This is a genomic window from Actinoplanes lobatus (genome assembly GCF_014205215.1).
GTDB classification, from domain to species: domain Bacteria; phylum Actinomycetota; class Actinomycetes; order Mycobacteriales; family Micromonosporaceae; genus Actinoplanes; species Actinoplanes lobatus.
Window position 1 is genome coordinate 19,707 of record NZ_JACHNC010000001.1, and the last position, 12,427, is coordinate 32,133.

The 12,427-nt window shown below is 72.5% G+C and carries 10 protein-coding genes; 6 read left to right on the forward strand and 4 right to left on the reverse strand.

Features of this window, described 5'->3' with window-relative positions:
• The first annotated feature begins 206 nt into the window (after nt 1–206).
• The gene (locus BJ964_RS00105; RefSeq protein WP_188126705.1) at nt 207–800 is read left to right on the forward strand and encodes a DNA-3-methyladenine glycosylase; all 594 of its coding nucleotides are present in this window, start codon (nt 207–209) and stop codon (nt 798–800) included.
• Here BJ964_RS00105 and BJ964_RS00110 read toward each other — a convergent pair.
• The 3 genes from BJ964_RS00110 to BJ964_RS00120 form a co-directional block, all read right to left on the reverse strand.
• Nucleotides 751–2,922 carry a HelD family protein gene (locus BJ964_RS00110; RefSeq protein WP_188126706.1) on the reverse strand — a complete coding sequence of 724 codons (2,172 nt, stop codon included), beginning with the start codon at nt 2,920–2,922 and terminating at the stop codon, nt 751–753. The two genes, BJ964_RS00105 and BJ964_RS00110, sit on opposite strands and share 50 nt — an antisense overlap.
• 148 nt (nt 2,923–3,070) lie before the next feature.
• Nucleotides 3,071–3,493, reverse strand: coding sequence for an HIT family protein (locus BJ964_RS00115; protein WP_188118744.1), 423 nt, complete (start codon nt 3,491–3,493; stop codon nt 3,071–3,073).
• 47 nt (nt 3,494–3,540) lie between these two features.
• Nucleotides 3,541–4,023, reverse strand: a complete 483-nt coding sequence (locus BJ964_RS00120; RefSeq protein WP_188118745.1) for an RICIN domain-containing protein — start codon at nt 4,021–4,023, stop codon at nt 3,541–3,543.
• Between the two features lie 148 nt (nt 4,024–4,171).
• Between BJ964_RS00120 and BJ964_RS00125 the strand changes: the two genes are divergently transcribed.
• Together BJ964_RS00125 and BJ964_RS00130 are read left to right on the forward strand one after the other, a co-directional pair.
• Nucleotides 4,172–4,687: a hypothetical protein gene (locus tag BJ964_RS00125; protein WP_188118746.1), complete on the forward strand. Its 516-nt coding sequence runs from the start codon at nt 4,172–4,174 to the stop codon at nt 4,685–4,687.
• Between the two features lie 369 nt (nt 4,688–5,056).
• Nucleotides 5,057–6,370 (forward strand): pyridoxal phosphate-dependent decarboxylase family protein, encoded by a 1,314-nt coding sequence (locus BJ964_RS00130; RefSeq protein ID WP_188126707.1) that lies wholly within the window; start codon nt 5,057–5,059, stop codon nt 6,368–6,370.
• A 284-nt stretch (nt 6,371–6,654) separates the two neighbouring features.
• Here the strand turns inward: BJ964_RS00130 and BJ964_RS00135 are convergent, their stop codons facing one another.
• A complete protein-coding gene (locus BJ964_RS00135) occupies nt 6,655–7,662 on the reverse strand; it encodes an alpha/beta hydrolase family esterase (RefSeq protein WP_203832733.1) in 1,008 nt (335 codons plus the stop codon).
• Between the two features lie 136 nt (nt 7,663–7,798).
• On the opposite strand from BJ964_RS00135, the gene BJ964_RS00140 reads away from it, so the two are divergent.
• The 3 genes from BJ964_RS00140 (at nt 7,799) to BJ964_RS00150 (ending at nt 12,357) form a co-directional block, all read left to right on the forward strand.
• A complete protein-coding gene (locus BJ964_RS00140) occupies nt 7,799–8,833 on the forward strand; it encodes a hypothetical protein (protein ID WP_229807287.1) in 1,035 nt (344 codons plus the stop codon).
• A 173-nt stretch (nt 8,834–9,006) separates the two neighbouring features.
• Nucleotides 9,007–9,891: a sulfite exporter TauE/SafE family protein gene (locus BJ964_RS00145; RefSeq protein ID WP_229807288.1), complete on the forward strand. Its 885-nt coding sequence runs from the start codon at nt 9,007–9,009 to the stop codon at nt 9,889–9,891.
• A gap of 54 nt (nt 9,892–9,945) precedes the next feature.
• A complete protein-coding gene (locus BJ964_RS00150; protein ID WP_188118747.1) occupies nt 9,946–12,357 on the forward strand; it encodes an EAL domain-containing protein in 2,412 nt (803 codons plus the stop codon).
• Nucleotides 12,358–12,427 lie beyond the last annotated feature (70 nt).

The window sequence follows — 12,427 nt, forward strand, 5'->3', positions numbered from 1 at the left end:
CGACGAACTATATCGATGGGAACCGGGATTCGCACCGCCGAGGCCCGAATCTCCTCCGGGCGACCACCAGGAGGCCCCCGATAGTCTTGACCGCGGTCGACCCGGCCGGTGCCGGCCCCACCGATACGGGTGACGGCGCGCGTCACCCGTACCCCCGAATCGAGATCGAAAGCCGCTGGTGAGGCACTGCCGTGAGCACCGACTGGATGGATCTTCCGGCGTCGGCCGTCGACGAGGCCGCGCGGCGGCTGCTCGGCTGGCGGATCACCGCGAACGGGGTGACCGCGCGGCTCACCGAGGTGGAGGCCTACAGCGGGCTCGGCGAGGACCCGGCCAGCCACGCCCATCGCGGCCGGACCGGCCGGAACGCGGTGATGTTCGGCCCGGCCGGGCGGCTGTACGTCTACCAGATCTACGGCATGCACTTCTGCGCCAACGTGGTCTGCGGTGAAGCCGGGCAGGCGGCGGCCGTGCTGCTGCGGGCCGGCGAGGTGGTCGACGGGATCGAGGTGGCGCGAACCCGGCGGCCGGCCGCCCGGCGCGACACCGACCTGGCCGCCGGCCCGGCCAAGCTGATGCAGGTGCTGGCACTGACCCGGACGGCCGACGACACGCCGCTGTTCGGCGGAGGCCCGGCCGCACTGACCCCACCGGACGCGCCGGTGCGGTCGATCTCGGCCGGGCCGCGGGTCGGGGTGACCTCCGCGCACGACGTGCCGTGGCGCTTCTGGATCACCGGCGATCCGACGGTCAGCGGTTACCGCCGGCACACCCCGCGGGCCCGGTCCGGAAGACCGTGAGCCGCTGGGTGGCGCGGGTCAGGGCCACGTAGAGGTCGTTGACGCCGCGCCGCGACCCGGCCCGGATCTCCTCCGGGTCGACCAGCACCACGTGGTCGAACTCCAGGCCCTTGGCCTGCGTCACGGTCAGCAGGACGGCCGGCTCCTCCACGTCCTGGCCCAGGTCCGGCAGCACCGCGGCGACCTCGGCGAACCGTCCGGCGCCGACGATCACGGCGAGACTGCCGCCGCCGGACTCCGCGGCCACGATCGCGGCCAGGCCGGACAGGTCGCCGGTCAGCTCACGCGGTTCCACACCGGACGAGCGGACCGGGCGCGGCAGGTCGACCTGGGGGATCATCCGGCCGGCGTACGCCATGATCTCGGCCGGGGTGCGGTAGCTGACGGTCAGCTCGGCCAGCCGCCAGCGGTCCGCCACGTACGGCGACAGCACCTCCGACCACGACTCGGCGCCGGCCCCCGCACCGGTCTGGGCCAGGTCGCCGACCACCGTCATGGACCGGCTCGGGCAACGGCGCATCAGCATCCGCCACGCCATCGGGCTGACCTCCTGCGCCTCGTCGACGATCACGTGACCGTACGCCCACGACCGGTCCGCCACCGCCCGCTCGGCCGCCGAACGCCACCGCCGGTCGGCCAGGCGCTCGGCGAGCATGTCGGCCTCCATCACGTCGGCGATGTTCGGGATCTCGGCCTCGTCGTCGGCCTCCGCCTCGTACGACTTGGAGCCGGCCGTGATGTCCAGGACCCCCTGCGCGTAGTCGAGCCGGGTCCGCAGCTCCCGGGCGGCCGCCGCCCGGGCCGCGCTGTCGTCCTCCCCGAGCAGCTCGGCGGCCTCGTCGAGCAACGGCACGTCGGCCGGGGTCCAGCCGCCGCCCGGCGCCCGGCGCAGATCCGGGTGGCCCGTGGTGGCGTACAGGTCGCCCAGGAACCGCTGTGGGGTCAGCACCGGCCACAGTTCGTCGAGCACCGCCCGTACGCCCGGGTCGGCGGCCAGGTCGTCGCGGATGTCGGCCAGGTCCGCGACGTTCAGCAGGTTCCGCTCGCCGGGCGCGTCGTCCTCGCCCAGCGGGTCGTCCCAGAACGGGTCGTCACCGATCCGCTCGGCGACCTGCGCGGCCAGCACGTCCAGGATCCCGTCGGTGAAGATCGGCCGGGCCAGGTTGTGCAGCCGCCCGGAGGCCCGCGCCCGCCGCCGGGCCGGCTCGCAGGAGGCCGCGTCCAGCCGCAACACGTGCCGGTCCACCACGATCTCGATCGGCGCCGCCGGCACCCGCTGCCGGTCCCGGACCGCCTCCGCCAGGAACTCCACCATCGCGGTGCGGCCCTTCGCCTCGGCCACCCGCTCCGGCTCGGCCCGTCGCGCGTCCACCCCCGGGAACAGGTCGCCGGGCGTGGCCAGCACCACCCCGGTCTCCGCGAGCGACGGCAGCACCTGCGAGATGTAGCGCAGGAACGTCGGGTTCGGGCCGACGATCAGCACACCGCGGGCGCTGAACTGCTCCCGGTGCGTGTAGAGCAGGAACGCCGCCCGGTGCAGCGCCACCGCGGTCTTGCCGGTGCCCGGGCCGCCCTGCACCACCAGCACGCCGCCGGCCGCCGACCGGATCACCCGGTCCTGTTCGGCCTGGATGGTCTCCACGATGTCGCGCATGCGGCCGGTCCGGTGCGCGTCCAGCGCCGCCATCAGCGCGGCCTCGCCGACCAGGGTGCCACTCGCGGCAGCTGCCGCGACGTCCGGATCGAGGACCTCGTCGTCCAGGCCCACGACGGTACGGCCACGCGTGCGGATGTGACGGCGGCGGGCGACGCCGTACGGGGTGACGGCGGTGGCCACGTAGAACGGACGGGCGGCCGGAGCGCGCCAGTCGACGAGCAGCGGGTCCTCGGTGTCGTGAATGCCGATCCGCCCGATCCGCAACGGTGTGCCGTCGTGCGGGTCGAGGCGGCCGAAGCAGAGCCCGGACTCGACCGCGTCGTACCGGGCCAGGCGCTCGGCGTGGCCGCGGGCGGCGCTGTCGCGCTGGGCGCGGGCCTCCGGGGTGCCGCCGGTCCGGCGCCAGGTCTCGGCGAGGCGGGTGCGTTCCCGGTCCCGCATCTCGTCGAGCCGGGTGTAGATCATCGTGACGTGGCGCTGCTCCTCGGCGAATTCCGTGGCGGAAACGCTTGACAGACTTGACACCCGTGCCTCCAGGCCCTATTCTGATACTGGAACTCTCTGCTTCGCGTGACAATTCCGCGCAGAGAAGTATCAGAGTACTCCTCCCGCCTCAGTTCAGCAGCGCCTTCAGCGCCGCCGCGTCCGCGCGCCAGTCCGACACGTCCAGCAGCGGCGGAGGCGAGACCGGCAGCGGGCCGTCGGCGCCCGCGTCGTCCGGGTAGCGGGCGATCACATGGGTGTGCAGATGCTCACCGGGCCGCCCCAGAGTCAGATAGTTGAGCGTCGCCGGGCGGAAACAGTCACGGATCGTCCGGGCGACGGTCAGCACCTCACGGTGGTAGAGGTCCGACTCCACCGGGCTCAGATCGATCGGCTCGGCCACGTGCCGGCCACGCCAGACCACGACCGCGTGACCCCGGACATACGCGTGACGGGCGAAATAGGTGTCGGAGACCCGGCCCGACCAGACCCGCAGACCGAACTCGGTCACCTCCCGCCGCTCACCGCACCAGCCGCACCAGTCCTCCGCCACCCCGGAACCATAAACGATCCTCGATAGATCACGGGCCCCGCGCGACCTCACCACAGAGACTGGGAGCGCCACTTCTGATTCGGTTTGCCGGTACAGGCCTTCAACCGGACAGTGCCGTGCTCGCCGTCCGCGCTCACGGTGCTCTCGGTGACGCAGCGGCCCTTGCGGTCGCCGGACTGGAGAGCCACGGTGAACCACCAGATCTGGCGGCCGTTCTGCGAGTTGCAGGCCGCAACCCGGATCTTGGCGCCCTCGGCGATGCTGTCCGGCTGGATGCAGTCCAGGCCCACCCGGAGAATGCCGGTGCTGGTCAGGAACAAGTTCTGGAACCGGTTCGCCCGGTCGCAGACCCCGGTGGCGACGACCCTGCCGATCGCGCCGCCGGTCAGGCACAGATTCGGGCTCTGGCCGGAGACGAGCAGACCCTGGTGCAGCGGCGGCGGCCCGGGAGCGGCGACGACCGGGGTGGCCGGCGCGGCCACCAGCAGGACGGCCATCACGAGCAGGGCGAACACACGACGGACGAACATCCTTCCAGATTAGGACAAAAAGTTCGGCCAGATCGGCGATTCGCCCGGCCTGAGGCCCCTCCCGGGTGACGGGCGCGGTCGCCCCGCTCGTGGACGGCTGACCGGAAACGGCCCCGGGGCGCGGGAGCGGACACTAGCGTCAGCGGTGATGATCTCGCGTCGCGGCCTGTTGCTGCTGAGTCTGATGTGCGGTGCCGGCGTGCTGTGGTCGGCCGGGCTCATCGTGTCCCTCGCATTCGGCATCCGCCCGGTAGGCATCCCCATCGCGGTCGGATTCGCGGCGATCCTGACGGTGCCGGCGTTCGCGGCCGGGATCCTGGCGAACCGGCGCGGCTTCCAGACCCGCCAGCCGCGACGCTTCTGGAGCCTGGCGTCGTGGGTGCCGCCGCACGTACCGATCTGGGCGGCCGTCGCCGCCGCGGTCGTGTTCTTCGGATTCTGGGTGGCGCTGGTGGGGTCGTTCATGGCCCTGGACGGCACGCCCGGCCAGCGGGACGGGAAGTACGTGCTGGAGGAGAACGATCAGGTGGCCGAGGTGAGCCGGTCGGTGTACGAGCGGCAGCTCGACCACGAGACGCAGATCTCGCTGGCGGTGCTGGGGGCGTTCGCGGTCGGCGGCACGTTCCTGTGCGCGGCCCGCGCCACCGCCCACGACGAGCCCTGAACCCTTCCTCCCCCGCAATCCTGGGCGCCCCACCTCCGCTCCCGTCTCCCCCGCAATCCTGGACGCCTCACCGCCGCACCCGCCTCCCCCGCAATCCTGGACGTCTCACCAGTGCACCCCGCTTCGTCGCAATCTTGGACGTCTCACCACCGCACGCCGCCCTCTCCCGCGATCTTGGACGCCGCACCACCGCGCCCACCTCCTCCCGCGATCTTGGACGTTTAGTCACCGTGGGCGGTGGCAAAACGTCCAAGATCGCGGGTGGTGGGGCTCCTGTCGTGCGGGTGGAGCGCCTACCGTGAGGTGGTGGACGACGACGTGCTCGCCAGGGCCGCACGGATCGCAGCGGACTGGCTGGAATCGCTGGACATGCGGCCGGTCGGCGAGACGGCCGGGCTGGAGGAGTTGCGCGAGCGGCTGGGCGGGCCACTCCCGGACGGCCCGGTGGATCCGCTGACCGTGGTCGAGGAACTGGCCGCGGCCGCCGATCCGGGACTGATCGCCAGCCCCGGTGGGCGGTACTTCGGCTTCGTCATCGGTGGTGGACTGCCGGCCGCGGTGGCCGCCGACTGGCTCACCACGGTCTGGGATCAGAACGCGGGGCTCTACGCCTGTTCGCCCGCGGCGTCGGTGGCCGAGGAGGTGGCCGGTGAGTGGCTGCGGGAGTTGTTCAGATTGCCGCCCGGCAGTTCGTACGCCTTCGTACCCGGCTGCCAGAGCGCCCACCTGACCTGTCTGGCCGCCGCCCGGCACCACGTGCTGCGCCGCGTCGGCTGGAACGTCGAGGAACGCGGGCTGGCCGGGGCACCCGCCGTACGGATCGTGGTGAGCGCGCGGCGGCACACCACGATCGACCGGGCGCTGCGGCTGCTCGGATTCGGTACGGCGTCGCTGACCGTGGTGCCCGCCGACGCCGCCGGCCGGATGGATGTGGCGGCGCTGCGGGACAAACTGCACACCGGCGGGCCGGCGATCGTCTGCGCGCAGGCCGGTGAGGTGAACACCGGCTCCTTCGACGACCTGTCCGCGATCGCCGACCTGACCTCGGCGGCCGGGGCGTGGCTGCACGTGGACGGGGCGTTCGGGCTGTGGGTGCTGGCCAGCCCTCGGTTGCGGCACCTCGCGGCCGGGGCGGAACGCGCCGACTCGTGGGCGACCGACGCGCACAAGTGGCTGAACGTTCCCTACGACAGTGGGATCGCCTTCTGCGCCCACCCGGAACCGCACCGGGCCGCGGTCAGCACCACGGCCGACTACCTGGTGCAGAGCGGTCCGGACGGGCCACGCGACCAGATCGACTGGACGCCCGGATTCTCCCGGCGGGCCCGCGCCTTCCCTGTCTACGCGGCGCTGCGGTCGCTGGGCCGGCGTGGCGTCGCCGAGCTGGTGGAGCGCTGCTGCGAGCACGCCCGGACCTTCGCGGCCGGGCTGGCAGACGTCCCGGGTTGCGAGGCGCTCAACAAGGTCGTGATCAACCAGGTCCTCTTCCGCTTCGGCGACGACGACACCACCGACCGAATACTGCGGCACGTGGTCGACAGCGGCGAGGCATGGCTGAGCGGCACCATGGCGGGCGGCCGCCGCGCCATCCGCCTGTCCGTGTGCAACTGGCGCACCAGCGACGACGACATCGAACGAACCCTCACCGCCTTCCGCCACGCCGTCGCCGCCAACACCGGCTGAGCCCGCACGACCGCCACCGAAACGCACGAGAACACCAGCGACACCGGGCGCCCCGACGCCGAAAGCGCGGTGAATGGGTGAGGTGACCCGGAGGGCACGGTGAGGGAAGTGACGAACGCGCGATGAGGGCGCCGAAGTGACGGAACGCGGCGAAGAGGCGAGATGACCCGGAGGGCACGGTGAGAGAGGTGACGAAACGCGCGATGAGGGCGCCGAAGTGACGGAACGCGGTGAAGGGGCGAGGCGACTGGCGAGATGGCGGGAAGTGGTGACGGGGAAGGCGGTCAGGTCAGGGCGCTGAAGAAGTCGGCGATCGTGGCGGTGGCGTCCAGGGCGCCGGAGGGTGGGTCGAGTTCGAGGAGGCGTTCGGCGGTTGCGCCGGAGCGGGTCGCGCCCGGCCACTGGTGACCGGCGCCGGCGACGCTGACCAGCTCGATCACGCGGCCGCCGGGGCAGTCGGCGGTGGTCGTGGTCACCGCGCCCGTGATGTGCACGGCCGGTGGTGGGCAGCCTGCCCGGTCGCGCCAGCCGGCGACCAGGTCGGGCACCGGTGGGCCGTCGATCCGGATCGGGACGCGGCCGGTGCCGTTGTTGTCGCGCTTTCCGGGGCCGCCGGACCAGGGCACGCTGTGATCCTCCGTGCCGTGTATGTGGATCACCGAGACCGGGGCCGGGGACGGGCAGTCGCCGATCACGATGCCGGCGACCGGGGCGATCGCGGTGACCACGGTCGAGTCGCAGGCCAGGCGGTAGGCCATCATCGCCCCGTTCGACATGCCGGCCGCACGGACCCGGGCCGGGTCGATCGGCACACCCCGGCCGGTCTCCGCGACGACCGCTTCGAGGAAGGCGACATCGTCGACGCCGTCGCGGGTGGCGGGGCCGCAGCAGCCTGGTCCGGCATTCCAGCTGCGGTTCACCCCGTCGGGATAGACGACCACGAAACCGTCACGGTCGGCGCGGGCGTCCCACCCGTACGACCTCTCGGCCTGTGCTCCGCTTCCCGCCCCGCCGTGCAGAACCAGCACCAACGGCACCTGCCCGTCGGGGAGGGCGGCCGGACGATACGTCCGGTAGGCCCGCTCCCGCCCATCGACCGTGATGGTGTGCGTGTGGCTGCCGTCGGGCAGCTCCGGCCGGTCCGGCCGGGTGCAGGCGGCGACCGGCAACAACAGCAGCAGCAACGCGGCCAGCAGCCGCCACGGTTCGGACATGACGGCATCCTCGGCCGCGAAGGTCTGGATCCGGTAAAGGTGCGGTACGAACCCCGCCAGGATCCGTGGTGTGCTCACGAACGCCGGGTACGGTCGAGGTCCGCGGGTGGCCGCCGAGGGGGAGGCCACCCGCACGCACCCACCCGTGGAGGACCGATCCCGGGCCCAGGCGGAGAATCGTTGCCCCCACGGTGGAGACGGTGCAAAGCCTTCGATGAGCGATGAGGACATGCGGATCCGCCTCTGGTCCGTCGTCGCCGAGGCCGGGGCGCTCGCCACGGCCGGGCCGCGGGCGAAGGTGCACGGCGAGGCGGGCGACCTGTTCGCCATCGGCCCCGCGGGGACCGTGGTGGTCACCGGGGGCGTGCGCACCGCCGAGGACCTGACCGTCACCGGGCCGTTCGCGCGGCTGGTCGAGGGGCGGCTGACCGGCGGCGACGCCCTGCCGGTCCACGTGTTCGCCCGCCTGCCGGACGGCTGCCTGGCACTGGGCACCGCGCGGGTGACCGAGCTGGCCCGCCGCCGGGGTGTGCTCCAGCGGGCCGGTCTGCGGCTCTACACCCCGCTGCCGCCGCACCTGCTGGATCTGGCCCGCCCGGACGGCCCGCCGGCCGGGATCGACTGGCTGGACCTGCTGCCCGGCGATCCGGTCGGCGCGCTGCGGGGGTTCGTCGCCGACTGGTACTCGGACGTCCCGCCCGCCGCACCGGAGCCGGCCGACGGGCTGCCCGGGCCGTTGCGCGCGTTCCACGAGGCGGCCGCCGGGCGCCCGGAGGTGTCCGGCGGCGCGCTTCGTGTCCTGCCGGGACCGCCGGTCGACGGGCCGGACCGGACACTGGTGTTCGGCACGGCCTCGGACGGCACCTTCGATCTGCTGATGGACCCCGGCCTGGAGGATCCGCCGGTCTACTACCACGGGCTGAGCGATCAGCCGCTGCGCGAGCGGGAGCGGCTTTCCGCGTACCTCCTGATGTCGAGTCTGACCCGCGCGGCGATGGACCGGGGCGGTGGCATGGCGTTCGTCGACCGGGCGCAGGCCCGGCGGATCGTGGCCCCGCTGCGCCGGGTGCCGCTGCGGCCGATGCGGTGGCCGTGCGCGCGATCCCGGCTGTACGCCGGGCCGGACATGGTGGCGCTGGTCGGCGAGGACGACGCCGACTGGCTGGAGGTCTACGTCGGCGTCCGCCACCGCGGGGCCCTGCGCCGGCTGCGCAGGCTGGGCCTGGACTGGGCCTCGCTGGAGGACTGAGCCGCGGGGTTCCGGGCCCGGCTGGTCGTCGAGTGGCCGATTCGCCCAGGGCTACCACTTCGCCCGCCCGCTGCCGGAATCCGACATCGAACTGGTGACAGCCGAGCGAGAAACTCGACAAACTCAACTGATTTAGTAGACAAGGAGGGTGTTGGTCGGGCAGGCTGCCCCGCGTGGATCCGATCATGGTGCTCGCCGGCCTGGGAGTCGGCATCATCGTCGGTTTGACCGGCATGGGCGGCGGCGCCCTGATGACCCCCATCCTGGTGCTGCTCTTCGGCGTGCACCCGGTCGCCGCCATCTCCAGCGACCTGGCCGCCAGCGCGATCATGAAACCGTTCGGCGGCTGGGTGCACGCCCGCCGCGGCACGGTGAACTGGCGGCTGGTGGCCTGGCTGTGCGCCGGCAGCATCCCGTCCGCCTTCCTCGGCGTCCTGCTGCTGGACCTGTTCGGCAGCGACGAGAACGTCCAGCACTCCGTCAAGATCGCCCTCGGCGTGGCGCTGCTGCTGGCCGCCGGCGGCATGCTGCTCAAGGCCTGGACCGGGCGCCGCAACGCGAACCGCCCGGCGGCGCCGATCACCGTCAAGCCCGTACCGACCGTGCTGATCGGGATCATGGGCGGACTCGTGGTCGGCCTCACCTCGGTCGGCTCCGGCTCCCTGATCATCGTGGCGCTGCTGGCGCTCTACCCGACGCTGCGCGCCAACGACCTGGTCGGCACCGACCTGATCCAGGCGGTTCCGCTGGTCACCGCCGCGGCACTGGGCCACGCCTTCTTCGGCGACCTCCACCTCGACATCGCCGGCGCGGTGATCCTCGGGTCCATCCCGGGCGTGCTGATCGGCTCCCGGATCTCGTCGCGGGCGCCCGGCGGGCTGGTCCGGTCCGCGCTGGTGATCGTGCTGCTGGCCAGCTCCCTCAAACTGTTCGACCTGCCCACCCTGGTGGTCGGGGTGGTCGCCGGCGTGGCGGTCCTGGTCGCCGTCGGCATCGGCCTGCACGGCCGGACGACCCGGCAGAAGCAGGAGGAGCCGGTGGAGGCCGGCATCAGCTAATCCCGCCCCGGGGACCTGCCGATGGGAGGCAGCGTCGAATCTCGGGGAGTGCGGATGAACGTACGGCAGAAGCTGCTCGGGGGCTATCTCCTGGTGGCTCTCATGGTGGCGGCGACCGCGCTGATCACGTGGCAGACCACCACGGTCTCGGCCGAGCGGGCCGCCGCGCTGGAGGCCGCACGGCTGGCCCGGGGCGTCGCCATGGACATCGCGCTGGGCCTCGCGGTCGACACCGAGGGCGAGGTGCCGGCGCCGCTGTACTACAGCCCCGACGCGCTCGGCAACTACCTCCAGCGGATGCACACGACCCAGCACCGCGACGCCGTGGTGGTGGACTCCGGCAAGTACATCCTCGGCGACGTCGTCGAGGAGAACGTCGCGTCGGTCTTCGACCACGACCTCGGCAACGAGGTCGGCAGGACGATCGACGACGGCGAGTCCCGCGTCTTCGTCGAGACGAGCGCCGACTATCCCGACGGCATCAAGCAGGTCGTGGTGCCGATGAGCACCAAGGCCGGCAAGCGGATCGGCGCGGTCATCCTCGAGTACACCCCGATCTACGAGCAGATGATGGCGTCCACCCGGACGGCCCAGACCATCACCATGGTCAGCTCCGCCGTGGTGATCCTGCTGGTGCTGGCCCTCGGCGTCGGGCTGTCCGGCTCGCTGATCCGCCGGATCACCTCGCTGACCGCGGCGGTCCGCACCATCCGTACCGGGGACTACTCGCTGCGGGTGCCGCCGGACGGCCGCGACGAGATCGGGCGGCTGGCCCGCGCCTTCAACGCGATGGCCGAACAGCTGGAGCTGTCGGCCCGGGAGATCCTGGCCAAGGAGTACACCGACAGCATCCTGGCCAACGCCGGCGAGGGCATCTGCGGCATCGACCCGGCCGGGCGGATCACCTTCGCCAACGACGCGGCCGGGCGGATCACCGGCCTCGGCGCCGGCGGGCTGCTCCAGCGGGCGGCCACCGTGCTCTTCCCGGAGGCGGCCGACGGGCTGACCAGCGGCATCCGGGAGGGCCGCCTGCTGCGCCCGGACGGCACCACGGTCCGGGTCGAGTACAACGTCAGCTCCCTGGAGAAGGCGGGCCGGCCGATCGGCGCGGTCGTCGTGCTGCGCGACGTCACCCGGCAGCGCGACCTCGAACACGACCTGCGCCACCAGGCCCTGCACGACGGGCTCACCGGGCTGCCCAACCGCAAGCTGCTGCTCGACCGGCTGGACCACGCGCTCAACCGGGCCCGGTCCTCCGGCGAGCACATCGCCCTGCTCTACCTCGACCTGGACGGTTTCAAACGGGTCAACGACAGCCTCGGGCACAACGCCGGCGACCTGCTGCTGCGGACCGCGGCGGAGCGGCTGAGCTCCGTCCTGCGCCCGCACGACACGGTGGCCCGGCTCGGCGGCGACGAGTTCGCCGTCCTGCTCGAGGGCGCCACCCCGCCGGTGGTGGAGAGTCTGGCCCGCGCCTGCCTGGACGCCATCGCCCGGCCCTTCGTGGTGCACGGGCGGGAGGCGGTGGTGACGGTCAGCGTCGGCGTGGTCCCGGACGCGGCCCGTTACGCCGACGCCGACGAGGTGGTCCGCAACGCCGACGTCGCCATGTACGCCGCCAAGGACCTGGGCAAGAACCGGTTCATGGTGTTCGAGAACCGGATGCACGAGCAGCTGCTCACCCGGCTCGAACAGGAGAACCGGCTGCGCGAGGCGGTGCACCGCGGCGAGCTGCGACTGCACCTGCAACCGGTGTACGCGGTCCAGGAAGGTCAGGTGGCCGGCGCCGAGGCGCTGGTCCGCTGGCAGGACCCGTTGCGCGGGCTCCAGCAGCCGGGTTCGTTCATCCCGCTCGCCGAGGAGACCGGCATGATCATCGAGATCGACCGGTGGATCCTCCTCGAATCCTGCCGGATGCTGCGCCACTGGCAGGTGGAGAGCCCGTGGACCGCGCCCGCCTGGGTCAGCGTCAACCTGTCGGCCGCCCACCTGGACCTGCCCGACCTCACCGACCACGTGGCGTACGCCCTGGCCGGTACCGGGCTCTCCCCGCACTGCCTGGTCCTGGAACTCACCGAGACGGTGATGATGCGGGACGTCGCGGTCACCTCGGCCCGCCTCCAGGAACTGCGCGACCTCGGCGTACGGATCGCCATCGACGACTTCGGCACCGGCTACTCGTCGCTCGGCTACCTCCGCGACATCCCGGTCGACGTGCTGAAGCTCGACCGCTCGTTCATCACCGGGCTGCCCGGCAACAGCCGCCAGCAGGAACTGGTCAGCGCCATCGTGCAGCTCGGGCACACCCTCGGCCTGCGGGTGGTGGCCGAGGGCGTCGAGGACGCCGAGGAGCTGAACCTGCTCACGGCGATGGGCTGCAAGTTCGTGCAGGGCTACCACCTGGGCCGCCCGGAACCGGCCCACCAGCTCTACGAACGGCTCACCACCCCGGCCCTCAACGGCTGAACCGGCCGAAATGGAATCGGCCACCGCCCACCCGGGGCAGGCGGGTGAGCGGTGGCCGTGATCGGGTGCT

Bases quoted from the DNA above. Each gene is read 5' to 3' on its own strand.
- BJ964_RS00105 (WP_188126705.1), top strand. From the start codon at position 207: ATGGATCTTCCGGCGTCGGCCGTCGACGAGGCCGCGCGGCGGCTGCTC.
- BJ964_RS00110 (WP_188126706.1), bottom strand. From the start codon at position 2,922: ATGATCTACACCCGGCTCGACGAGATGCGGGACCGGGAACGCACCCGC.
- BJ964_RS00120 (WP_188118745.1), bottom strand. From the start codon at position 4,023: ATGTTCGTCCGTCGTGTGTTCGCCCTGCTCGTGATGGCCGTCCTGCTG.
- BJ964_RS00125 (WP_188118746.1), top strand. From the start codon at position 4,172: ATGATCTCGCGTCGCGGCCTGTTGCTGCTGAGTCTGATGTGCGGTGCC.
- BJ964_RS00130 (WP_188126707.1), top strand. From the start codon at position 5,057: ATGCGGCCGGTCGGCGAGACGGCCGGGCTGGAGGAGTTGCGCGAGCGG.
- BJ964_RS00140 (WP_229807287.1), top strand. From the start codon at position 7,799: ATGAGCGATGAGGACATGCGGATCCGCCTCTGGTCCGTCGTCGCCGAG.
- BJ964_RS00150 (WP_188118747.1), top strand. From the start codon at position 9,946: ATGAACGTACGGCAGAAGCTGCTCGGGGGCTATCTCCTGGTGGCTCTC.